Here is a 23,810-nt window from a genome sequence, read left to right as displayed (position 1 = left end):
GACGAGCCGGGAGCCATCCCCGCGGGCGCGGGGCCGACATCGTGCGGAGCACGCCCGCGGCCTTGGTGTTCGAACCATCCCCGAGGGCGCGGGGCCGACGGGTGTGGTGCCTTGCATGCGGGGCAGTCCGGAGAACCATCCCCGCGGGCGCGGGGCCGGCGGGATCGTGGTCTTCGCCGCGGACGCGGTCGCGGAACCATCCCCGCGGGCGCGGGGCCGACCCGGTGACGACGTCGGAGAACGCGGGCGACTGCTGAACCATCCCCGCGGGCGCGGGGCCGACGCGTGCCGCAACGCCCGCTACAAGGGCGGCGAGGAACCATCCCCGCGGGCGCGGGGCCGACTGCGTTTCGCTTCAGCCCTCGGTCTGCTTCGACGAACCATCCCCGCGGGCGCGGGGCCGACTCTCCTGTTCGCCGTCCTGCTCACGGACCTCGGGAACCATCCCCGCGGGCGCGGGGCCGACTGCGTTTCGCTTCAGCCCTCGGTCTGCTTCGACGAACCATCCCCGCGGGCGCGGGGCCGACTCTCCTGTTCGCCGTCCTGCTCACGGACCTCGGGAACCATCCCCGCGGGCGCGGGGCCGACTGCGTTTCGCTTCAGCCCTCGGTCTGCTTCGACGAACCATCCCCGCGGGCGCGGGGCCGACTCTCCTGTTCGCCGTCCTGCTCACGGACCTCGGGAACCATCCCCGCGGGCGCGGGGCCGACTCCAAGGCCGCATAGCTCCCCGGGAAGACGTCGGAACCATCCCCGCGGGCGCGGGGCCGACTCGGGGACGTTCGGGTCCACCGCCTGGTACCTGGAACCATCCCCGCGGGCGCGGGGCCGACACCGTACGACCCGGCGCCGACAACCGGTAGACGAACCATCCCCGCGGGCGCGGGGCCGACGTAGGCGCGAGAATCGTGACGTGCTCACCCGCCGAACCATCCCCGCGGGCGCGGGGCCGACGGGATCGCGATCGTGGACGACGGCCAAAACGGCGAACCATCCCCGCGGGCGCGGGGCCGACTTGTGGTGGCCGCTGTCCGACAGCGGCGCCACCGAACCATCCCCGCGGGCGCGGGGCCGACGAAGTCGGAGGTCCCGGTCAGCAACGCTGACAGGAACCATCCCCGCGGGCGCGGGGCCGACGGAGTAGCCCGCCGCGATCGCCGAGGAGACGAAGAACCATCCCCGCGGGCGCGGGGCCGACGGCGTGGGCGTCGTCCAGCTCGCCGCGGAGCTGGAACCATCCCCGCGGGCGCGGGGCCGACCCCGCGTCCGTCACGTTGACGGTGACGTACTGGGAACCATCCCCGCGGGCGCGGGGCCGACTCCCCCTACCCCAAGGACTACTCCCGGGTGCTGGCACCATCCCCGCGGGCGCGGGGCCGACTCCAACGCCAGGTTCGTTGCCGATCCGGTGAGGGAACCATCCCCGCGGGCGCGGGGCCGACGCGTCGACGTCCTTGGGCTTGGTGGAGGACGTCTGAACCATCCCCGCGGGCGCGGGGCCGACCGCGAGTTCGCCGGCACGCGCAAGCGGTCGTTCGAACCATCCCCGCGGGCGCGGGGCCGACCCCGCTGGAAATGGTTCGACCACCTCGGGCGTGCGAACCATCCCCGCGGGCGCGGGGCCGACACTTGCTGACCTGCGACGCTATCAGCCGAGGTGCGGGTTTTCATTCGGTTGCTTGGCGATCATGAGCATTCAGGAGGTGGTCGGTCCGCGCACACGTTGGTTGATGCATGTCTCTTTTCCCGAACATCATGCCTCACCTGGGAGGAGGCTCGATTGTCAGTGTGTCCGACTACCTTCATCGCCTGTGAACACTGAGGACTCAGGGACGAGCGCTCAGGGCCCGCTCGGGGTGTTGTGGGGTAAGAGCGCGGAAAAGGCTGGCGGGCAGGCCAACCTGCTGTTGCAACATCTGCTGGACACTGCTGCGGTAGCCGAACTCATCTGGGATCAGTACTTGGCGCCATCCGTCTGTCGAGCGTTGGAGGACTCTGCGGGCGATGGCCGGGGCCGACAGATGTTCGCCTGGGTGTGCGGCATCCATGACATCGGCAAAGCAACTCCTGCTTTCCAGCACTTGGACGCGGCTGGTGCTGCCCGCGTACTTGGTGCTGGCCTGGCGTGGGATCCGCGTGTAGTCGCCCGGTACTCCTGGCGTCATGATCGAGCCGGGGGCCTCTTGGTCCGCCGACTCCTTGCAGACGTGGGCTGGTCAGAGACGAGCGTTGAGTGGTTGTGGCCGCTAGTCGCGGGACACCATGGCCTGTTTCCGACACTCGGTCAGGCGCAAGAACCTTCTCGCGCAAGGGAGCAGCTCAGTGGCAAGGGGCCAGAGTGGAAGGCGGCTCAGCGGGATCTGCTTAAGAGCTTCACGCGGGCGCTGGGGTTCAGATGCGTCGCGGCTGTGGAACCGAACGGTGTGCCGAGTCGTGCGATGCAATTGCAGATAAGTGGCTTCGTGGTCATGGCGGACTGGATCGCCAGTGACCAGAACCACTTCAAGGGTGTCGATGCGTTGCAACGGGTTGACATCCATAGTGCTCGGGACCGCGCCGCGCTGGCGTGGGAGCGCCTAGGTTTGCGTGGAGGGTGGGGCGAACTAAGGCAGCCGGGTGAAGCCGCTTTTCGCGAGCGTTTTGGTAGAGATCCTCGGCCATCGCAAGCGATGGTTATGGATGTTGCGGCTCGGATGGATGCTCCCGGGTTAATCGTGGTCGAAGCGCCCATGGGAGAAGGGAAGACGAAGGCGGCGCTGGCAGCCGCTGAGGTACTGGCCTCCCGATGGGGGTTGGACGGGGTGTTCGTCGGGATGCCGACGCAGGCTACCTGTGACCCGATGTTCACCAATGTCCGCTCGTGGGTGGAGGCGATCTTGCCGTCGTTGGCCTCGCAGGTGGCTTTGTTGCACGGCAAGCGGATGTTCAACAAGCAGTGGCGGGACCTGCTGAAGGACGACGGACCGGGCTCAGATGAGCGGTTCGCGGGAGTAGGTGAGGACGAGTTCGGCCTCGATGACCCCTACGGAACCGTGGACAGTCTGTGCTGTCCGGAGGCCGCACCTGAACGGCTGGCTCCGGCGGAATGGTTCTTGGGGGCCAAGCGCGGTCTGCTGAGTCCCTTCGTCGTGGGCACGATCGACCAACTGCTTTTCGCCGCCACACGCACCAAACACGTGATGTTGCGTATGGCAGGTTTGGCCGGCAAGGTCGTGATCCTGGACGAGGTTCATGCCGCCGATGTCTACATGTCACAGTTCCTGGCCGAGGGGCTGCGCTGGCTGGGGCAGGCACGAGTACCTGTCGTCTTGTTGTCGGCGACCTTGCCTCGAATGCAGCGTCGCGACTTGATAGCGGCCTATCTCGCTGGTGCAGGACACCATGAGGTAGTGGAAGCCTCGGAGTTCGCGATGGTGCCCGACCCCACTGGCTATCCCAGTGTGACGGCCGTGTGGAGCGACGAATCAACCGTGGGCAACCTCGTAAAGCATTGCAGGTCTTGGCGTTCTGATCTGCAGGTTGCGGTTGAACTCCTCGCTGAGCAGGTCAGCGGTACTCCGAGCAACTCGGACAGGCTAACGGCAGGTGATGCGCAAGTCCTCTCTCTTCTTCGGGAACGCCTCGCTGACGGCGGATGCGCCCTGGTGATCCGCAACACCGTGCCGCGTGCACAGATGACTTTCGAGGCTCTTCGCGCCGAGTTCGGCGACGAGGTGCAGTTGCTGCATGGGCGCCTCAGCGCCGCCGACCGTGCCGACCGTACTGAAAAGTGTTTGCGATTGCTCGGGCCGCCACAGCCGGAGGGACCGAGGCGTCCTGCTCGGATGATCCTGGTAGCGACGCAGCTCGCCGAGCAGTCCTTCGATGTCGATGCCGACCTGCTGGTCACGGACTTGGCGCCGATGGACCTGTTGCTGCAGCGAATTGGCCGCACCCACCGCCACGCCGGTGTCCAGCGTCCGGAGGCGGTCGCCGAACCGCGGGTGGTCGTCACCGGCTTCTTTCCGCGAGACGACGCGCCACCTGAGTTCCCCGGCGCAGCCGAGGCCATCTATGGGCGCTATCTCTTGCTGCGCACGGCGGCTCTGGTCTGCGCTGCTGCGGGTGAGCACTGGTCGGTTCCCGGGCAGGTTCCGCAGTTGGTTGCCAAGGCATATGACGCCGATCGTCAGGTCGTCCCGTCCACTTGGGTTGAGGACGAGCGGCGAGCGCGGGCTGAGTGGGAAACCCGGCAGCGTGCCCGTGCCGAGAGCGCTGAGCCGTTCTTGCTCACGCGGACCGGAGAGCACACCCGGCCGACTCTGGCAGGGCTCCATCGCGGGGGACCTGGCGACAACCTGTCGGAGGAGCAGCATCGAGCAGTAGTGCGCGATGGGGACCGGAGCATTGAGGTGGTGCTGGTGCGCCGTGACGAGCGGGGCTACCGGGCGCTGTCGGGGAAGGCGCTCGGGCCTAACGGAGAGGCGTCGCGAGACGTCCTTGACGATGTGCTTGGCGGGACCGTGCGCCTGCCCGCCAAGTTGACCGAGGCGGCCGAGGACGGCCTAGTGCCGTTGGACGGATGGCGCGATCATCCCTGGCTGCGTTACAGCCGCGCGCTGACACTGGACGAATCCGATACGGCCAGGCTTGGCGATTACGTACTTCGCTACGACCGGTTGTTGGGGTTGGTAGTCGACGGGCCGCGCCGATGAAAGGGCGGGACGGCAGTGCCGTCCCGCCGCTCCCCGCAGGAGCAGGGCCGACGCGCAGCTCACACAAAACCAGGAGCCATCCCCACCAGGCGCGGGGCAACGGGCCCTGTGTTGTCCAGCGCAGGGCCGCGTCCGGCCAACTCTGTCATACCGACTACACCTCGCCCTAAGGCGGCCTAGCGACGGATTACCTACACAAAACCAGTTGGGAGGTCGACAATGCCTGCGTTCGACCTGGTGACCGAAGCATGGTTGCGCGCGCGTTTCGGCGACTCGCCAACTCCTGAACCGGTGGGTCTCCGAGACGTCCTGCACCGCGCCGGGGAGATCACCGAGATCGCGGTCGATCTTCCCACCCAGTGGCCGGCGCTGATGCGGCAGGTTCTCCTCCCGGTCGTCGTTCACGCACTTGGAGCGCCCGCCACCCACCGCGCATGGGCGGACAGATTCACTCACGGGACCTTCACAGAAGCCGAACTCGCCATACTTGACGCCTACCTTGAAGAGCACCGGCCCCGGTTCGACCTCTTCCACCCTGAGACCCCGTTCGCGCAGGTCGCCGACCTGCACACCGTCAGGGACGAGACGAAGGGCGCGGGGCTGATCGTGGCTCCCGAGGCCACCGGCAACAACGTGCCTCTGTTCTCCGCTCGCACCGAGGACGATCCGCCTCAGTTGACACCGGCCGAGGCAGCGCTGTGGTTGCTGCACGCGCACTGCTGGGACACCGCCGCCATCAAGACCGGCGCCGTCGGCGACCCGATGGTCAAGTCCGGTAAGACCACAGGCAACCCGACCGGTCCCCTGGGACAACTAGGCGTGATCATGCCGGTCGGCCGGAACCTGTACGAGACCCTCCTGCTCAACATCCCGATCGGTGTCCAAGGGCGGCTCGGCACCCCTCAGTGGACCCGCACCATCACCGCCACCTGGGAGAGCAGAGCAGCGCAAGGCCTGCTCGACCTCTGGACCTGGCAGTCGCGGCGCATCCGGCTCATCCCTGAGCAGACACCCGAAGGAATCCGAGTTCCTCGCGTCGTGGTCGCGGCAGGGGACCGGCTCGCGATGACACCCGACTGGGAACCGCACACGGCCTGGAGAACCAACGCTCCAGCGAAGACGGCCAAGAGAACGGCGAAGGCAGCGAAGCCGACCCCGCAGCGACCACTGCGGCATATGCCGGGCAAAGCAATCTGGCGCGGCATGAGCGCTCTGCTTGCGGTCGAGGCCGAGGAGACCGCCTCGTTCCGCACTAGTGAACTACTGGACCAGATCAGGGGCCTGTCCGGTGACGGGCTGATCGACGAGCATTATCCGCTGCGGGCGGAGACGTTCGGTGTGGTCTATGGGAATCAGTCCGCGATAGTCGAGGACGTCCTGCACGACATGGTTCCCCTGCCGGTCGCAGCGCTGCGCGTCGATGCGGATGTCCATTTTGCGGTGCTGGAGGCGACCGAGCAGGCCGAGCAACTCGCACAAGCCCTCAACTACTTGTCAGCCGACCTGCGCCGCGCGAGTGGCCTGGATCCCATCCCTTGGGACAAAGGTCAACGTCCGGGGGAGCGGCTGCTGTACCTACTGGATCCGGTGGTACGGCGTCTGCTGCGCGGCCTACAGAACGTCCCGGACGAGGACACCCTCGACCGTGGGCGGCTGGCCTGGGAACGGCAGGCCCGGCGGTTGGCGTTGCAGGTCGCCGACTCAGTGCACGTCGCCGTCCCCGAGAGCGTGTTCGCTGGCCGCGAGACCAGAAAGTCCGACGGGAGCACCGCGGCGGCTTACCCGTTGGGCATCGCCGTCAACGACTTCTACCGGCGGCTGGACCGCATACTTCCCCGCGCCGCCGACGAGCGTCGAACGTTTTCCCCACCCGAACGCGAGGCACACCCATGACTCAGCGCTACTGGAACCGGGTCGACACCAACGGTGATTGGCTCGCCCGCAACCCGCGCGGCGGCCGCCTCTTCGGCCGTCCGCCCGGTGAGGACTTGAGCGCGCTGCGTGCCGGGCTGGGACGCGGCGCGGGAGAGGTCCCGCACATGTGGCGGTTCTACACCTGCCCAGTCGATGACCAGCTCGCCCAGCATGACCGGGTGTCGGTGGAGCAACAGGCCGAGCACGCGGCGCTCGCCCTCTACGGCCTCCACCAGCAGTCCAAGACCACCTCGATGCACAAGCCGAAGGAGTCACTGGGCAAAGCGCTGTACCGGCTGCGGGCCAGCGGTCGCTTCAGCGCCCAGGCCGTCGATGCACGAGTCAACGCCGCCGCGACGACCACCAACCCGGCCGCGCTGCTGATGCGGTTGCGTGGCCTCGTCGACCAGCTCCGTGTCATCAATCAGCCCCTGGACTACGACGGGCTGATGCAGCTCATTCACGACTGGTACTACGAGGACGGCCGCCGCCGCGCCCGCCGCCGCTTGGCGGTGGAGTACCAGGTCTGGGCGCACAAGGACGACAAGAACGTGCCCGGCGGCTCCGACGGTCGAGCCTCCGACGGCAGCACGCCGACCGCGCCCTGAGCGGCAGCCGGCTCACCTCGTCCAGTCCCCCTCCTTCGGCTACCAGGCCTTCCCAGGAAGAGAGCCACACATGGCGAAGCAGCAGTACGTCGAGTACCACATCGTGCAGACCGTCCCGCCGGCCAACCTCAATAGGGACGACCAGGGCAATCCCAAGGAAGCCTTCTTCGGCGGTGTCCGCCGTTCTCGCGTCTCCTCGCAAGCGTGGAAGCGTGCGACCCGTAAGGAGTTCGACCGGCACCTGCCCGAAGCCGATCAGTCCACCCGTACCAAGCAGATCGCCAAGCAGTTGTCCGACCGGCTCCACACCCGCACCGGCGTGAAGACCGAGCAGGCACAGCGGCTGGCCGGAGCGCTGCTCGAACCTCTGGGCATCAAAGCTGGACGCAAGGCCGGTGACACCGCCTACCTGCTCCACTACGGGTACGGCCAACTCGACCGGATCGTCGATCTGATCGCCGACCGCGCCGACGACTATGCCGCCATGTCCGACGAAGACCTCGGTGAGGCCGTCGACCTGGAAATCGCCGACGAGCTCAAGATCGGGCACCCCATGGGCGTCGCGCTGTTCGGACGCATGGTCGCCGACATCCCCTCCCTCAACGTCGACGCCGCCGCCCAAGTCGCCCACGCCCTGTCCACCCACCGCGTCGAACTGGAGTCGGACTACTACACCGCGGTCGACGACGCCAACGAGTCCGACGAGACCGGCGCGGGGATGATCGGCAACATCGGCTTCAACTCCGCCACCTTGTACCGCTACGCCACGATCGGCGTGCACCAGCTGGTCGAGAACATGGGCTCCAACGAAGCGGCGCTGGACGCGATCCGGCGCTTCGGGCAAGCATTCGCACTATCGATGCCCACCGGCCACATCACCTCCTTCGCGCACCGCACCCGCCCCAGCCTGGTCGCCGTGGTCGTACGCGACGACCAGCCCGTCAACCTGGTCTCTGCGTTCGAGCAGCCTGTTCCCGCCACCGATGCCTCCGGCGCCGCCCGCGGCGTAGCCGCCGAATCGGCCAACCGCCTAGCCCGCGAATACTCGCGCTCGGTCCGGCAGTGGGGCGACCAGCCCGTCCACGCCGCCGTCTCGCACGCGTTCGAGGACGCCCCAGACGACCACATCGCCCGCGCGTTCGGCGACAACCAGCCCTTCGACGCGATGCTCGACTCCCTGGACCGGGTGCTGACCCGAACCTGGAAGAGCTAGGGACCACCGCCATGGCAGACCCACAAAAGGTGCTGGTCCTGCGGCTCGCCGGACCCCTGCAATCCTGGGGCGAACAAAGCCGCTTCAACCGCCGCGAAACCCGCCCCGAACCCACCAAGTCCGGAGTCCTCGGGCTGCTCGCCGCCGCACAAGGACGGCGCCGTGAGCAGCCACCCGGCGACCTGCTTGACCTGTCACTGGGAGTGCGAACCGACCAGGCCGGGACACTGCTGCGCGATTACCACACCGTCAGCGACTACCGCGGCCGACCACTGCCGCAGGCAGCAGTCAATGCCAAAGGAACCCAGAAGCCGACCTCGCCCGCCAAGTACACCCACGTCACGCAGCGCTACTACCTGCAGGATGCCGTCTTCGTCGTCGCCGTCGCCGGCCCCGCCGGCCTCGTGGACTCCCTGGCCGCCGCCGTGCGCCGTCCGGCGTTCCCGCTCGCGCTCGGACGGCGTTCCTGCCCACCCACCCAGCCGATCATCCTCGGCCTCCACCCCGGCTCGCTGAACGACGCACTCCAAGACCAGCCCTGGCAAGCCGGACCCGCAGCCCGCCGCGAACTCCGCCGCCGCCACGGCCGCCCACCCCGCATTGACCTCCCAGTGACCATCGAGACCCCTGACGGCGACGACGTCGTCCACGACGTCCCGCTGTCGTTCTCCCTGCGCGACCGCCGCTTCACCAGCCGCCGCGTCGCCCACTCATGGGTCGCGGCCCCCACCGGATTCCCCGACCCCGACGAGCCCACCGACGCAGGTCACGACCCCTTCGCGCTGCTGGGCTGGTGAACCGACCATGACCTACCTGTCCCGTATCCGCATCAACCCGCTGCGCCAGCAGTCCCGCGAACTGCTGACCAATCCGCAGATCATGCACAGCCACGTCTGCGCCGCCATCCCCGGGCTTCCCGACACCGAACGCCTGCTGTGGCGGCTGGACACCGACAACCCCCACCGCCCCCACCTCATCGCCCTGACCCGCTCGAAGCCTGACTGGACGCACCTGGTCGAAGCCGCAGGCTGGCCCGCCGCCGACGACAACGCGCACTCCGTCGTCGCCGACTACACCCCACTCCTCGCACAACTGGCCATCGGCCGGGAGTTCACCTTTCGGCTCACCGCCAACCCCGTCCAGAACCTGAAGCGTCCTTCCGAGACCAGCGACGCTTCAGGGAACGACGGAGAAGCATCGAGCGCGAAGAAGCGCCGCACGTCCGTCCGCACCGGGCACCGCACCGCCGCACACCAACTCAACTGGCTGCTGAAGCGCACGGCCAAGTACGGCTTCCAGATCCCACCCGCCCGCACCGACCCCGGCATACCGACGCTGCCTCTGGACGACTCCACGCCCGCCCCGGACGTGCGCATCATCTACCGCGACCGCCTCTCCTTTTCCAAGAAGAACCGGCGCCACGTCATCCTGCACGTCGCAACCTTCCAAGGACGCCTCCAGGTCGCCGACACCGAGCTCCTCACTCGCGCCCTGCTGGACGGCATCGGGCCAGCCAAGGCTTACGGCTGCGGACTCCTCACCCTCGCGCCCCTGGCAGGAGGCTGAATGCCCGACATCTGGTGGAAGGCCCACCCCCACGACCTCCACCGCCTCGAAGACCGCATCTCAAGCGTCTACGTCGAACGCAGCCACGTCGACCGCGACGAGAACGCCGTCGTCGTCATCAACAAGCGCGAAACCGTCCGCATCCCTGCCGCCATGGTCGCAGCGCTTCTCCTGGGCCCCGGCACCCGAATCACCCACGGCGCCGTGAACCTGCTCGGCGACTCCGGCACCGCCATCTGCTGGGTCGGCCAACAAGGCGTCCGCCTCTACGCCTCAGGACTCGGCCCCGCCCGCGGAGCCGGACTCCTCCACCAACAGGCCTACCTGGTCACCCGCCCCAAAGAGCGCCTCAACGTCGCCCGCGCCATGTACGCCATGCGCTTCCCCGGCGAAGACGTCTCCAAAACCACCATGCAACAACTCCGCGGACGCGAAGGCACCCGCATCCGCAAGCTGTACCAGACACACTCCCAACGCACCGGCGTCGCCTGGAACCGCCGCGAATACAAAGCCGGAGACGCCCACGCCGCCGGAGACGACCTCAACCGGCTGCTTTCCGCCGCCAACGCCGCCCTCTACGGCATCTGCCACGCCGTCATCGTCGGCCTCGGCGCCAGCCCAGGACTGGGCTTCGTCCATACAGGCTCCGCCATCTCCTTCGTCCTAGACATCGCCGACCTCTACAAGGCCGACTACACCATCCCCCTCGCCTTCGACCTGGCCGCCAAAGGCCTCACCGATGAACGCGACGCCCGCACCGGCCTCCGTGACCTCATCGCCGAAAATCGCCTCCTCGGCCGCATCGTCCACGACATCAAGACCCTCCTCACCCCCGAAGAAGCCGCACTAATCCCCATCGACGAGGACGTCAACCAACTCTGGGACGAAAAGGCCGGAACGGTCACCGGCGGCGTCAACTGGTCCGGTAGCGAGGATCTGATCCAGCCCGGCATGGGAGACCAGCACCTCGCCATCATCGGCCCAGAATTCGCCCCACCACCCAGCTCCACCACCACATGACCACCGTCGTCGTCCTCATCGCCGCCCCCGAAGGACTCCGCGGACACCTCACCCGCTGGATGGTCGAAGTACACGCTGGCGTCTTCGTCGGAAACCCCAGCCGCCGCGTCCGCGACCGCCTCTGGGACCTGCTCGCCACCCGCATCGGCGACGGCCAAGCCATCCTCGTCGAGCCAGCCACCAACGAACAAGGCTGGTCCGTCCGAACCGCAGGTAAGGACCGCTGGAAACCCGTCGACTTCGACGGCCTCATACTCTCGGCCCGCCGCCGAAACCAACCGAATGAAAATCCGCCTACTCCGCGGTAGACCCCCAGGTCAACAAGCGTCGGCCCCGCGCCCGCGGGGATGGTCCACGTGCGAGCGAAACAGACGGATCGCACATTATCGTCGGCCCCGCGCCCGCGGGGATGGTCCAAGCCGTGGAGCAGATGGAGAGGATCGTTCGGCCGTCGGCCCCGCGCCCGCGGGGATGGTCCTGCCAGGGGAGAGGCTGGGGACTCATCCTCGTGGTCGGCCCCGCGCCCGCGGGGATGGTCCTGATGCATGGGGGTGCGCAAACAATCTCAAGGCGTCGGCCCCGCGCCCGCGGGGATGGTCCCCCACTCCACCCGAGGGGAGCCCATGACCGCTGGTCGGCCCCGCGCCCGCGGGGATGGCCCCGCGCTGTTCAACGACTTCGCGGGAGTGAGGTCGTCGGCCCCGCGCCCGCGGGGATGGTCCGCGCGCGCTCGCCGAGCGCGGCGACCCCACCGGGTCGGCCCCGCGCCCGCGGGGATGGTCCGCGCCACACGCCGCCGCGCCAGATCGGCGGCGCGTCGGCCCCGCGCCCGCGGGGATGGTCCCGCCCACCAGTTCGTCGCGTGGAACCAGATCGAGTCGGCCCCGCACCCGCGGGGATGGTCCTCCGGGCCGGGTCGGGTCCGGCGGCGGACGGCTGTCGGCCCCGCGCCCGCGGGGATGGCCCCCACCGTCTGAAGCGTGCGGCCGACGAGGAAGAGTCGGCCCCGCGCCCGCGGGGATGGTCCCCGCACGATCCCCGGACCGCCGGTGTCGGGCAGGTCGGCCCCGCGCCCGCGGGGGATGGTCTGCGGATGGTGAGCGCAGAGAGGTCGCCGTGGCCGTCGGCCCCGCGCCCGCGGGGATGGTCCGACTCCCAGGTGTCTGACAGAAACCGACTGAAGGTCGGCCCCGCGCCCGCGGGGATGGTCCGGGCTGCACGCCGCTGGAGCTGCGCACGGGCGCGTCGGCCCCGCGCCCGCGGGGATGGTCCGCGCCGGGACCTCGTCGCGATGGTGTGCGACCTGTCGGCCCCGCACCCGCGGAGATGGTCCGTCACGATCGGGCTCATCCCCCACGCGGTCGAGGTCGGCCCCGCGCCCGCGGGGATGGTCCCGACGGTCAGCCTCCTGGGCGGGCGTCGCTTCGGTCGGCCCCGCGCCCGCGGGGATGGTCCTTGGCTCGAAATGGAGCCGCGGCCGTCGAATTGGTCGGCCCCGCGCCCGCGGGGATCATCCCCGGGCGGTGTCGCGCTCGCCCGCGACGGACCAGTCGGCCCCGCGCCCGCGGGGATGGTTCATGGTGCTGGGCATCGAAAGTCTGATCAGCCAGATCATCCTTGTCGTAGCGAGCACGTTCATTCTCCGGCAGCGGTCGCGTAGGTGGCTTTTCAGGGGAGAGGTCTGAATAGATTTGCTAGGTGGAGTCGTTGCATCGAGTCCATCTAATCCACTGTTGTGTGGATTGTCATGATTTCTAAAGTGAGCTTCTGGCGCCACGTGAACGCATCCGCACGCCACTCACCTCGGGGCTCGCGGCGCACAATATCGTTGGGGTGTGCGCCGGGAGATGGATGCCTCTAGGTTGGTCGAACGTCGTGTTGTCGGGTTGCTTGCCGCTCGCCTGGTTGGGAGCGCTGGTGACGGATTCGGTACTTTGGCGTTGTGTTGGGGGAGGATCGGCGCGGGTCATGGACCGAGCGGGCTGTCAGTCGTACTGGCCTGCAAGGCGACGCCGGCCCTGTTGGTGCTGATGGGAGGGCTGTGGGGTGATCGCTTCAGTCGCCTGCGCGTCATGGCCGGTGCTGAGGCTCTGGCTGCCTTGACGTGGGCAGCCTTGGGTGCTTTGTTCCTTATCGGTGAATCCCCCCTTGCGAGCCTCGGTGTGTTGGCGTTTCTTGCGGGACTGGCTCGTGTTCTGTTCGGCCCCGCTGAACGTGCTGTTGTCGCGGATCTAGTTCAGGGGGACCGTCGGCGTGTCGGTAATGCCTTAATGAACCAAGCTGTGTCGGCTGGACTGCTTGTCGGTCTGGCGTGTTCTGGGGTTGTGGTCGCCGCTGTGGGACCAGGGTTGGCCGCCATCATCGCTGCGTTCACTGCCGTGACAGGAGCGCTGATCCTTGGGGCCGTGAAGATTCCAGCGCATGCAAGACGGAAGGTGAACTTCGCCGTCTTGACTGAGATGCGACTTGGATGGTCTTCCTTCACGCATCACAGGTGGGTGTGGATACCGACTTTGCAGTTCATGATGGTCGTGGTGTCGGCAGCCGTGTTCACGTCGATCATTGGGCCGCTGTACATGAGCGATGAGCGGGGTGGCTCTGGCGCGTGGGGTCTTGTGGAGAGTGTCGAAGCATCCGGCGCTCTGGTTGGTGCGATCCTCGCCGCCCGGTGGCGGCCTGCTCATCCGGTAGCGGCGATTGTGCTCTTGCCTGCGACGGCGGCGGTACCGCTGTTCCTGACGAGCATTAGAGTCTCCTGGCCCGTGCTCGCGGTTGCGATGCTGCTGCCGGGCATCTGCCAGGGGGCCTATGCGGTGATGTGGGCGACAATGTTGCAGAGTGCCTTCCCTGAGCACGTGCTGGCGCGCGTGATCAGTTGGGTGCTTCTGGGGAGCTTCGTGGTTACTCCGCTGGCCCTACTCAGTGCGGGACCGTTGATCACTGCATCCGGTGTGCGCGCTGTGTCCCTGGTCGGCGGATGCTTGATCGTTGGTGCGACAGGCCTGGCGCTTCTGTTCACTAGAAGTGAGCTGAAGGCGCCTACTGCTTCTCCGATCATCGATGACGCGGACCTCGCCGTAGGCGACTCTGGCCGAAGGACTGTTGTGGCCGAGGGAGCTTGAGGCAAGCGCAGTGGTAACCCTGAGTCTCAGCAGGGCGCATCCCGACGACAGCTACGGTTCGTAACCGCTTGACACTGCGAGTGGCCGCGGGTGAGGCTCTCGGGCGTGCGCACGTCGGCGCACGCCGTCGGTGGGAGGCCGTTGTGGCTCTAGAGTCCATCGGGATTGATCCTGAGACGGACAAGGAGCACTGCCCCGCGGTCTTCGTCGATCGGGAGACCGGTGACCTGGTGTTCCAAGGCTGGACGGTCGCCGAGGCCGAGACGCTGCGGCAGGTCGCGGCACATAGCCCGATCGCGGCGGACGAGTCGGTGGTGCGGCTGCCGACCCGGATGGCGCCGATCGTCCGAGAGGCTCTGGCGGCATTGGAGGCCGATGATGGCGGAGCTGCCGCCGTTCGCTGAGTTGCTGGCCGGGTGTGAGCGGTCGGCGGTGCATCTGGAGATGCGCGACTGGTACGACGTGCCGTCCGAGCGCTTCGAGGCGTGGAAGTGCGGGCACCGTGAGGATCCGGCCGACCGGAGTCAGTGGTGGAGTGAGTTCCACCAGACGATCGCTGATGCGGTGAAGCGTGGGGTGCAGGTCAAGCGGGCGCGGGTGGTGTCGGAGCCGATCACCGACTACATCCGGTTCGAGTACGACGTGACCTTCTCCAACCTGGCCGTCGGCGAGCAGGTGCGGTGGTTGCCCCGCCGTCGCGCCTCTGACGTGTGCCTGCCCGGCAACGACTTCTGGTGCTTTGACGACCGGCTGGTGCGCTTCCATCACTTCAGCGGCGCAGGTGCCCACCTGGAGGACGAGATGGTCAGCGATCCGGCCGTGGCCAAGCTGTGTGCGACGGCGTTCGAGATGGTGTGGGAACGGGCGATACCGCACTCGGACTATCGCCCCGTCTGAGACTCTCGTCGCCCCATGCCTCGATCACCCTCGTCCAGCGTCGAACAGGCCAAGCGCGCACTGGGACAGCGGTTGCGTGAGCTTCGCTTGGATGCCGGCCTGACACAGGTTGCGCTGGCCCGAGCGTGTGCATGGGAGCGCACGAAGGTCTCCAAGGTGGAGTCGGGCACGCAGAACCCTTCGGTGGACGACGTCCGCGCTTGGTGTGGGGCATGCGAGGCCCAGGCCGAGGCCGAGAACCTGATAGCGACGCTGCGGGCGGTCGAGTCGGCCTACGTCGAATGGCGCCGGCTTGAGCGCACCGGGCTGCGGCAACTGCAGGAGTCCGCCGTTCCGTTGCATGAACGCACTCGGCACTTCCGCGTCTACCAGTCGCTGGTGGTGCCGGGACAGCTCCAGACGCCTGGTTACGCGACGGCACTGCTGACGTCCATCAGGCGGTTCCGACAGCTCCCCGACGATGTGAGCGATGCCGTCGAGGCCCGCGTGCAACGGCAGCGGATGCTGCGGACAGGGAATCGCCGGTTCGCGCTGCTGATCGAGGAGAGCGTGCTGCGCTACCGCGTCGGCGACCAGGACGTGATGGCGGAGCAGTTGGACCATCTGGCCGCGGTGATGTCGTTGCCGTCCGTGTCACTAGGCATCATTCCGTTCACGGCTGAGCGGCCGATGTGGGCCGTGGAGGGGTTCACCGTCTTCGATGCCGTCGAGGTGAGCGTGGAACTGCTGTCGGCGATCGTGACGGTGACGCAGCCGGTCGAGATCGCCGCCTACATCAAGGCGTTCTTCGAGCTGGCGGAACTGGCCGTCCATGGAGATGCCGCACGAGCCCTGATCACTGCGGCGCGTGCCGCGCTCGGGACCTGACGCACATCCACGCACACTCATCGCCTAGCGATCCCAGGGATGCCTAGCGTCGTGGTCAACGCGCTACCGCTGATAGCCGCCGCTCAGGAGGTGTAACCCGCCCTGACCACGGACGTACGCAGCCAGGTGCAGTCGGCACGCCTGTTCACCCTGCTCAACGCCCTCAAGGCACACGGTCATGATGTGGAGCTCGCCGACTTCGAGCCGCTGATGTCGGTGGCGGCGCCTGTCGACGACCTGCCGACGAAGCCGGTGAAAGTGCGCTGCGAGCCCCGCATGGTCTGCGGCGGTGAGCTCTGGTTCCACTTCGAGGGCGCGGAGGCGATCGCGCCGGCGGACGACGCGCACATCGCCGATGTGGTCACCGCGGTGAAAGGCAAGCTCGCCAGGCCGACATGACATACGACGGCCGCCGCCCCGCTACTTGATCGCCGACGCCTCCCGAAGCCAAGGTCCGGAGGACCTCATGCACGAGCTGATCGCCAGCCCCTACCTCGGCTCCTACCTCGTCGTGAGACCCGGGCACCGCAACGGGATCAACATCCCCAGGACCAAGTACCGCGAGCTGGCAGACACACGCTCAGCGGCCAAGACGCCCAACTGGCTGCGACAGGCCGCCGAACGAACATGGAACCTGGATCTGGCTGGACGGCCGATCGCCGAGACCGTCCTCGTCCGACCGGAGACCCCGTACGGCTTCGGACGCGCCTCCTACGAGCTGAACCTGGGATGCAACTACGCCTGCAAGCACTGCTACCTCGGACTGAAGGAGTTCTCCGGCCTCGACTGGCCAGAACGCGAGCGGATGCTCCACGCCATGCGCGACGCCGGAGTGCTGTGGCTCCAGCTCACCGGTGGCGAGCCGATGATCGACCGGTACTTCCCGGCGGTCTACTCGCTGGCTCACGAACTTGGCATGCTCGTCGAGATCCTCACCAACGGCTCCCGACTGGCCAACCCGTTGCTGCTGGACCTGCTGACCGCGAGACGTCCGTACCGCATCACCTTGAGCGTGTACGGCGCCACCGAAGCCAGCTACGACGGGCTGACCCAGCGCCGAGGCTCGTACAAGAAGTTCATCCGCGGCCTGGACGCCGCCCACGCGGCCGGGCTGCCACTCGATCTCAGCATCATCGTCACCCAGGACAACGCCCATGAGGTCGATGCCATGCACGCCCTGGCCGATCGCTACGGGACGCCGGCGCGGGAGTTCAGCAACATCTCGCCCACCATCTACGGCGGCGCCGAGAGCCTGACCTCGCAATCCCCGAAGCACCTGTCCAAACGGACTCCGTTCACCGGCTGCGACGCCGGCCACGCCTTCTTCCACGTCGACCCGCACGGCATGGCCAGTATCTGCAAGGTCGGACGCGATCCGCAGATCTCCCTGCCCGAGCAAGGCGTCACCGGACTGGCAGCGCTCAGGCCGATCGCCGACGGGCTACTGCGCCGTCAAGCCGGCTGCAGCGGATGCACCCTGAGCAGCACCTGTGGCACGTGCATGCCGCTGGTCACCCTGTTCCGCAAGGCCAAAGCTCCCCTGGCGACCTACTGCCAGCACACCGAGAAGGAGACACGCTGATGGAACCCGTCCTGGTCGAACTGAAGGCACCGACACCCACGCCACCCGAGGACGAGGTCGTCTACATCGACGACCTGGACGCCTTCGCCGAGGCCGCCGCCAACATGGGCTGCGGCGACGACAACCCCTACCGCTGACCCGCCGGCGTCCGTGGGAGCCGTGCATGCACGGCTTCCGCTGGCGCCGCCTGGATAAGGTGCCGCCGTGACCGACCGTCTGAACTGGGAGAGCGTCCGCGACCTCATCGAGGAGATGACCGGACCGATACAGGCGGCCGAACCCGTCGCCGACGGCCTGAACTCGCAGATCGCCGTCGCCGTCCGCACCAGCCGCGGCAGGACGTTCGTGAAGGGCCTGCGGGACGACCACCCGCGGGTCTGGACGCAGGAGTGCGAGAAGCGGATCAACCCCTACGTGCGGCACCTGTCGGCAACCCTGCAATGGGCGGTCGAGCGCGACGGCTGGAACCTGCTCGGCTTCGAACACCTCGACGGTCACGCGGCCAACTACTCACCCGGCTCACGCGACCTGCCCACGATCGCCGACGCGTTGCGGCGGCTCCAGGACGTCCCGTGCCCAGACGTGCCGATGAAACGGGCCGAGCAACGCTGGGCCGCCTACACCGACACCCCAGACCTGTTCGCTGGTGACCGGCTCCTGCACACCGAATGGACGCCCACCAACGTCCTGATCGGCGATCGCGCGCACATCCTGGACTGGGCTTGGCCCACCCGCGGTGCCGCCTGGATCGACCCGGCCTGCTGGGCGGTCTGGCTGATCGCCTCCGGCCACACCCCGGCCCAAGCGGAAGCCTGGGCCGCCTGCCTCCCCTCCTGGAACGACGCACCACGTCCAGGCGTCGACGCGTTCGTCCGCGCCCAGGCCGCCATGTGGGCCGACATCGCCAGCGCCGACCCAGAACCATGGATACAACGCCTCGCCGACGCCGGACGGCACTGGGACACACACCGATCGGCGCAACCAAGCACCCAGCTTCGCTGAGCCCGGCACCGGATCAGCGCTTGGACGTGAGCCGCCGGTACACCTCGGTCGTCTCCGGAGCTGGGCGTAGTATCGGTTCGAGTGCGCGACCGCTTCGTCGACCTGCTCGTCACCCGCAGCGGCGATGAGCAAGCCATCCTCGTCGAGTCGGCTGCCAGCGAACAAGCTCGGGGCTGTCCGTACCGCAGGCAAACACCGCGGTATTCCATCGACTTGACGGCCTCATACTGTCGGCCCGTCGTTGAACCCAACCGAATGAGGATTCGCCTACTTCCCGGTAGACCCCAGGTCAACAAGTGTCGGCCCCGCGCCCGCGGGGATGGTCCACGCTACGACGGCACGATCCCCAGAGGTCACGAGTCGGCCCCGCGCCCGCGGGGATGGTCCAATCACCTGGTTGTCCCGGCCCCCTGCTACTCAGTCGGCTCCGCGCCGGCGGGGATGGTTCCCCGCATGCGATCGCGGACATGGCCTGAGACCTGTCGGCCTCGCGTCCGCGGGGCGGGTTGCGGAGTGGGCTGGTTGCATGGCGTGGTTGACGATCGTCCGCGGAGAGCCGGAGGTTGGGCTTGAGAAGCGCCTGATAGCTGGCTCTGCTTTACGAAGCTGAGAGGGTCTCGCCGGGTGCCGCGTCGAAGAAGCCAGCCGTCAGGCGGAGGATTTTGCTCGGGCTCTGGTCGCGGCTCTCCGCGTGACGAAGCTGATTCTCATCGCGGGCTCGTGTTGGTGGTGGCCTACTACCCCGAGAAAAAGCTTGTGGAGGCCTGGGTAATCCCGGCCTCCACTTGTGCTGAGGGTTTGTGTCCGAGGGGGGACTTGAACCCCCATGCCCCGTAAAGGGCACTAGCACCTCAAGCTAGCGCGTCTGCCTATTCCGCCACCCGGACCGGTTGCGTGCCGCAGCGCGGCTGCGGCGGGCTTCACCATACCAAAGGTCCCGACTCGCGGCGAAGTCGATCGACGGGGCACCATGGACGGGTACGCGAGGGACCCAGGCGCGAAGGTGATCATTGTGGGCCAGCAGCCGTCCGCTGAGGACGAGGTCGTCCGGATCTGCCAGGAGCTGATCCGGATCGACACGAGCAATCCCGGGGACCACTCCGGGCCCGGGGAGCGGGTGGCGGCGGAGTACGTCGCGGAGAAGCTCGCCGAGGTCGGGTTGGAGAGCAGGATCTTCGAGTCGCATCCGGGACGGGCCAGTCTCGTCGCGCGGATCGAGGGGGAGGATCCTGGGCGCGACGCCCTGTTGCTGCACGGGCATCTGGACGTGGTGCCGGCGCGCAAGGAGGACTGGACGCGGGATCCGTTCGGTGGGGAGATCGCGGACGGGTGTGTCTGGGGCCGTGGGGCCGTGGACATGAAGGACATGGACGCGATGATGCTCGCGGTCGTGCGGCAGCGGCTCAGGGAGGGGCGTAAGCCTCCGCGGGACGTTGTGCTGGCGTTCCTCGCGGACGAGGAGGCCGGGGGGAAGTGGGGGGCGCAGTGGCTCGTCCAGGAGCATCCGGAGTTGTTCGAGGGGTGCACTGAGGCGGTCGGGGAGGTCGGCGGGTTCAGCTTGACGGTGCCCGGTGATCGGCGGATGTACCTGATCGAGACGGCGGAGAAGGGCATCGCGTGGATGAACCTGACCGCCAAGGGGACGGCGGGGCACGGGTCGATGGTGCATCCGGACAACGCGGTCACGGCGGTGGCGGCGGCGGTGGCGCGGCTGGGGTCGCATGAGTTCCCGGTGCAGCTGACGAAGAGCGTGCGGGCCTTCCTGGAGCGGGCGTGCATGGCGTACGGGGTGGAGTTCGATCCCGATGAGCCGCAGAAGTGCCTGGAGCGGATCGGGCCGCTGGCGCGGATGATCGGGGCGACGCTCACGCATACGTTGAATCCGACGCGGCTGGACGCGGGGTACAAGACGAACGTCATTCCGCAGACGGCGCAGGCCCAGGTGGACGGGCGGTTCCTGCCCGGATATGAGGACGACTTCTTCGCGACCGTCGACGAGCTGCTCGGGCCGGATGTCGAGCGGGACTTCGTCCACCATGACCATGCGGTCGAGACGGAGTACGAGGGGGCGCTGGTCGCGGCGATGGAGGCGTCGCTGACCTCGGAGGACCCCGGGGCGCTGCCGGTGCCGTACTGCCTGAGCGGCGGGACGGACGCGAAGGCGTTCGCGCGGCTGGGGATGCGGTGCTTCGGATTCGCGCCGCTGAAACTGCCCCCAGAGTTGGACTTTTCCGGAATGTTCCATGGGGTCGACGAACGCGTTCCGGTGGACGGGCTGCGCTTCGGCGTGCGGGTTCTCGACAGGTTCCTTGATCGGTCCTGATTTTTCTCCGGGATTACCGTCGCCGGTGCTCTCCGTGGTGCTACGGTCACCATCTGTAGGGGATGGCTTGGTCCGTCGCGGATGGAGGACGACCGGTGACGTACGACGGGGTGGGGACGATCGTCGTCCCGTTGCGCCGTGTCGCCACCGGGCGGATGCTCTACCGGCTGCTCGTGCTCGCCGGCCTGGTGGTCGCGGGCTGGCTGCTCGGCGGCGCGCACGCGTCGCAGGCGGCGCGCGCGGATGAGCTGCCACGGCCGCTGGAGGTCGTGACGAAGGCGTCGCCCGTGCTGGACGGCGCCGTGCGCGAGGCGGTGACGCCCGCCAGGCCCATTCCCGATGTGGTCGAGCACGTGGCGAAGAAGGCGGCGCCTGTGCGGAACGAGGTTCCGCCGCCCGTGCCCGTGCCCCCGCGTGTCGGACGGCCCGCCGCGGCCGTCGTCGCGAAGACCGCGGCCGCGCATGCGCGGCCGCGGCACGTCCAGGAGCACCGGCGGGCGGAGCGGGCCGTCGCGCGGCGGTACAAGGCTCCCGTGCCGCACTCCGCTGAGCACCGTGTCGCGGTGCGGGGCGTGCAGCACCGTCCGGCGCCGCTGCCGGCGGCGCCCGCCCAGGACGACCAGCATTCGACGGCCGCCGGGCTCGTCGTGTCCGGCGGCCCGGCAGGGCTGCCCTGCGTGCTGTCCTGGGCTCCGTCGCGGCCGCAGGGGTCGCTTCCGCGCGTCCCCGGTGTGGAGTCCCCGGTGGTGCGGACCGCCGCGGACGAGCCGTCCTTCGCGCCCGACTAGCACCTGATCACCGATTCCGGACCCCTGCCCGTGCGGCTCGGGCCGGGTCCGCGACGTGCCGTCCGGCGGCATGTCAGTCCTTTCACGAGACCGGCGCTTCGCCATGCGCGTCTCGTCCCGTCCCATCCATCATCACCCCCGAACGGAGCATCATGCGAACGTGGGCCAAGGGCACCTCCCGTGCCGCCATGCTGACCGCGAGCTTTGTCGCTCTCGGTGTCACCGCCATCCCCACCGGCGCCTTCGCCGACGTCACGGACGGCACCAGCGGCGCCCTCAGCGGCAACCAGGCGGACCTCCCGGTCTCCGCGCCGCTCGACCTCAGCGGGAACGCCGTCGCCGCGGCGGGCCTCGCCAACGCCACCTCCCACGGCGGCTCGTCCGCCGCCGCGCAGAGCGGTGGCGGGGGCCAGACGACGTCCGGCAAGAACGGGATCGCGTCCGGCAACCAGGTCAACGCGCCCATCTCGGCGCCCCTCAGCGCCTGCGGCAACTCGATCGCCGTGGTGGGCAAGGCGGGCGCGACCTGCGGCGGCGGCTCGACCGTACGGAACGACGGCGGCGGCGCCGGGGCCGGTGGCGGCGCCGGGGCCGGGCAGCAGACGTCCGGCGAGAACGGGGTCGCGTCCGGGAACCAGGTCAACGCGCCCATCGCGGCGCCCGTCAGCGCCTGCGGCAACGGGATCGCGATCTTCGGGCACGCGGACGCGGGCTGCGACGGCGGCTCGACCGTCCACAACCAGGGCGGCGGCTCGACCGGCCACGGCGGCGGGCAGGTCACCGGCGGCGCGAGCGGCGCCGTGGCGGGAAACCAGGTCAACGCGCCGGTCTCGGCGCCCGTGAGCGTCTGCGGGAACACCGGGGCGGTCCTCGGCGAGGCCCTCGCAGGCTGCCACGGCGGGACGATCGTCAAGAACGGCGGCCCGACCGGCGCCGGGCAGACCACGTCCGGCGCCTCCAGCGTCGGCGGCGGCAACCAGGCGAACGCGCCGGTCAGCGCCCCGCTGGACGTGTGCGGCAACGCGGTCGGCAACGCGGTCGCCGGCTGCGAGGGCGGCGCGTCCGTCCGCAACGGCGGGCACGTGTCCGGCACGCAGAAGACGAACGGCGACACCAGCGTCCTCGGCGGCAACCAGGCCGACGCCCCCATCAGCGTCCCCCTGAGCGCCTGCGGCGACGCGGCGGCCGTGGTCGGCGAGGCGGGCGCGTTCTGCGAGGGCGGCGCGCACGCGCGCAGCAGCTCCGGCGGGGACCAGCACACCTCGGGCGCCGCGGGCGTCGCCTCGGGCAACCAGGGGAACGCCCCGGTGACCGTGCCGACCGACGTCTGCGGGGACGCCGTGGCGGTCATCGGCGCGGCGGCGGCGAGCTGCAACGGCCAGACGCTGGTCACGGGCTCGCACGGCTCGGGCGGGCACACGACGTCCGGCGGCGGCGCGGGCACCGGCAACCAGGGGAACGTGCCGGCGCAGGTCCCGGTGGGCGTGTGCGGGAACGCCGCGGCCGTCGTCGGGCACTCCGACCCGGCGTGCCAGGACGGTCCCGGCGGCTACCACCCCTACTCCAGGGTCGGCGGGACGGCCCGTCCGAACCCGGTGACGGTGGGCCTGCCGCCGGTCGCGGCGGGCAAGGAGCTGCGGATGAGCCCGGGCGCGGCCATGCCGATCCTGCCCGTGCTCCAGCAGTCCAGGCCGATCCGGGGGGCCAACTACCGGACGGCCGACGAGCCGCAGCTCGCGTCGCTGTCCGGGGTGCAGGTCGCTCCGGGCTCGAACAGCGTGCCCGGCCTCGGCGGGCTGCCCAGGACGAACGCCATGCCCACCGGGACGCCGGTGTTCCCCGCCGGCCAGCGCAGCGCGTACACGGGCCCCGGCGGGTCGGTCACGGGCCTGCCGGGGGGCGGGGAGGGCCTGCCGCTGAAGGCCGGCGCGGGCCTCCCGCTCGACCCCGCGACGCTGCTGCCCGGCGCGTCCGCCAAGCCCGCCCCGGTCAAGGGCGCGCCGGTCAAGGGCGTTCCGGCCAAGCCGAAGGGCCGTCCGGGCGTCCCCGGACGCGTGGTGAAGCCCGCGGCGCCGGTCACGCCGATGGCCGCGCGCAGCCAGCAGCCGGCGCCGGGCAAGGCCGTGCCGGGTGCCGACGTCCTCCAGGGCGTCCACGGGGTCGCGCTGCCGGGCCTGCCGGGGGTCCCCGCCGGCGCGCCGGTCCACCACGCCGG

The 23,810-nt window shown here is 69.0% G+C and carries 19 protein-coding genes, 1 tRNA gene and 2 CRISPR repeat arrays (1 of these 22 running past the window's edge); of the genes, 19 read left to right on the top strand and 1 reads right to left on the bottom strand.

Features of this window, described 5'->3' with window-relative positions; genetic code table 11:
• A CRISPR array of direct repeats spans nt 1-1,626; the repeat unit is 28 nt; unit sequence GAACCATCCCCGCGGGCGCGGGGCCGAC; it reaches 1,396 nt to the left of the window's first position.
• Nucleotides 1,627-1,687: 61 nt separating this feature from the next.
• The 16 genes from cas3 to E1300_RS52605 all read left to right on the top strand — a co-directional run bounded on the left by cas3 (nt 1,688) and on the right by E1300_RS52605 (nt 18,484).
• Nucleotides 1,688-4,693, top strand: coding sequence for a CRISPR-associated helicase Cas3' (gene cas3 / locus E1300_RS20330; RefSeq protein WP_306440664.1), 3,006 nt, complete (start codon nt 1,688-1,690; stop codon nt 4,691-4,693).
• Nucleotides 4,694-4,912: 219 nt separating this feature from the next.
• A complete protein-coding gene (gene casA, locus E1300_RS20325; RefSeq protein WP_131758612.1) occupies nt 4,913-6,586 on the top strand; it encodes a type I-E CRISPR-associated protein Cse1/CasA in 1,674 nt (557 codons plus the stop codon).
• Complete coding sequence (casB, locus tag E1300_RS20320) at nt 6,583-7,215, top strand: type I-E CRISPR-associated protein Cse2/CasB (RefSeq protein ID WP_131758611.1); 633 nt, start codon at nt 6,583-6,585, stop codon at nt 7,213-7,215. The genes casA and casB overlap by 4 nt, the downstream gene beginning before the upstream one ends.
• A 70-nt stretch (nt 7,216-7,285) precedes the next feature.
• Nucleotides 7,286-8,428 (top strand): type I-E CRISPR-associated protein Cas7/Cse4/CasC, encoded by a 1,143-nt coding sequence (cas7e, locus tag E1300_RS20315; protein ID WP_131758610.1) that lies wholly within the window; start codon nt 7,286-7,288, stop codon nt 8,426-8,428.
• An 11-nt stretch (nt 8,429-8,439) separates the two neighbouring features.
• The gene (gene cas5e / locus E1300_RS20310) at nt 8,440-9,225 is read left to right on the top strand and encodes a type I-E CRISPR-associated protein Cas5/CasD (protein WP_131758609.1); all 786 of its coding nucleotides are present in this window, start codon (nt 8,440-8,442) and stop codon (nt 9,223-9,225) included.
• A gap of 7 nt (nt 9,226-9,232) precedes the next feature.
• Nucleotides 9,233-9,994, top strand: a complete 762-nt coding sequence (gene cas6e, locus E1300_RS20305; RefSeq protein ID WP_131758608.1) for a type I-E CRISPR-associated protein Cas6/Cse3/CasE — start codon at nt 9,233-9,235, stop codon at nt 9,992-9,994.
• Nucleotides 9,995-11,014 (top strand): type I-E CRISPR-associated endonuclease Cas1e, encoded by a 1,020-nt coding sequence (gene cas1e / locus E1300_RS20300; RefSeq protein WP_131758607.1) that lies wholly within the window; start codon nt 9,995-9,997, stop codon nt 11,012-11,014.
• Complete coding sequence (gene cas2e, locus E1300_RS20295; protein WP_131758606.1) at nt 11,011-11,322, top strand: type I-E CRISPR-associated endoribonuclease Cas2e; 312 nt, start codon at nt 11,011-11,013, stop codon at nt 11,320-11,322. Before cas1e ends, cas2e begins: the two co-directional genes overlap by 4 nt.
• Nucleotides 11,323-11,340: 18 nt before the next feature.
• A CRISPR array of direct repeats spans nt 11,341-12,588; the repeat unit is 25 nt; unit sequence GTCGGCCCCGCGCCCGCGGGGATGG.
• Nucleotides 12,589-12,861: 273 nt separating this feature from the next.
• A complete protein-coding gene (locus tag E1300_RS20290) occupies nt 12,862-14,136 on the top strand; it encodes an MFS transporter (RefSeq protein WP_242619270.1) in 1,275 nt (424 codons plus the stop codon).
• Nucleotides 14,137-14,279: 143 nt separating this feature from the next.
• Nucleotides 14,280-14,540: a hypothetical protein gene (locus tag E1300_RS20285; protein ID WP_131758604.1), complete on the top strand. Its 261-nt coding sequence runs from the start codon at nt 14,280-14,282 to the stop codon at nt 14,538-14,540.
• Nucleotides 14,512-15,033, top strand: a complete 522-nt coding sequence (locus tag E1300_RS20280) for a DUF6879 family protein (RefSeq protein WP_131758603.1) — start codon at nt 14,512-14,514, stop codon at nt 15,031-15,033. Before E1300_RS20285 ends, E1300_RS20280 begins: the two co-directional genes overlap by 29 nt.
• Before the next feature lie 15 nt (nt 15,034-15,048).
• Nucleotides 15,049-15,900 carry a helix-turn-helix domain-containing protein gene (locus E1300_RS20275; protein ID WP_131758602.1) on the top strand — a complete coding sequence of 284 codons (852 nt, stop codon included), beginning with the start codon at nt 15,049-15,051 and terminating at the stop codon, nt 15,898-15,900.
• A gap of 126 nt (nt 15,901-16,026) precedes the next feature.
• A complete protein-coding gene (locus tag E1300_RS20270) occupies nt 16,027-16,299 on the top strand; it encodes a hypothetical protein (protein WP_242619266.1) in 273 nt (90 codons plus the stop codon).
• A 67-nt stretch (nt 16,300-16,366) separates the two neighbouring features.
• Nucleotides 16,367-17,482, top strand: coding sequence for a radical SAM protein (locus tag E1300_RS20265; RefSeq protein WP_131758600.1), 1,116 nt, complete (start codon nt 16,367-16,369; stop codon nt 17,480-17,482).
• Entirely contained in the window at nt 17,482-17,619 is a 138-nt protein-coding gene (locus E1300_RS50165; protein WP_165502917.1) for a hypothetical protein, read from the top strand. The genes E1300_RS20265 and E1300_RS50165 overlap by 1 nt, the downstream gene beginning before the upstream one ends.
• A gap of 67 nt (nt 17,620-17,686) precedes the next feature.
• A complete protein-coding gene (locus E1300_RS52605; protein ID WP_131758599.1) occupies nt 17,687-18,484 on the top strand; it encodes an aminoglycoside phosphotransferase in 798 nt (265 codons plus the stop codon).
• 801 nt (nt 18,485-19,285) lie between these two features.
• Here the strand turns inward: E1300_RS52605 and E1300_RS20255 are convergent.
• Nucleotides 19,286-19,371, bottom strand: a tRNA-Leu gene (locus tag E1300_RS20255).
• Nucleotides 19,372-19,454: 83 nt separating this feature from the next.
• On the opposite strand from E1300_RS20255, the gene E1300_RS20250 reads away from it, so the two are divergent.
• From E1300_RS20250 to E1300_RS20240, 3 genes are all read left to right on the top strand, one after another.
• Nucleotides 19,455-20,807, top strand: a complete 1,353-nt coding sequence (locus tag E1300_RS20250; RefSeq protein ID WP_207399859.1) for a M20/M25/M40 family metallo-hydrolase — start codon at nt 19,455-19,457, stop codon at nt 20,805-20,807.
• Between the two features lie 95 nt (nt 20,808-20,902).
• Nucleotides 20,903-21,595 (top strand): hypothetical protein, encoded by a 693-nt coding sequence (locus tag E1300_RS20245; protein WP_131758597.1) that lies wholly within the window; start codon nt 20,903-20,905, stop codon nt 21,593-21,595.
• Between the two features lie 152 nt (nt 21,596-21,747).
• On the top strand, nt 21,748-23,810 hold a 2,063-nt coding region (locus tag E1300_RS20240), incomplete at its 3' end, for a chaplin family protein (RefSeq protein ID WP_131758596.1).

The organism is Actinomadura fibrosa, from assembly GCF_900659615.1.
Taxonomy (GTDB): domain Bacteria; phylum Actinomycetota; class Actinomycetes; order Streptosporangiales; family Streptosporangiaceae; genus Spirillospora; species Spirillospora fibrosa.
The sequence above is the reverse complement of the archived record's forward strand: the minus strand, read 5'-3'. Positions and strand labels throughout refer to the sequence as shown.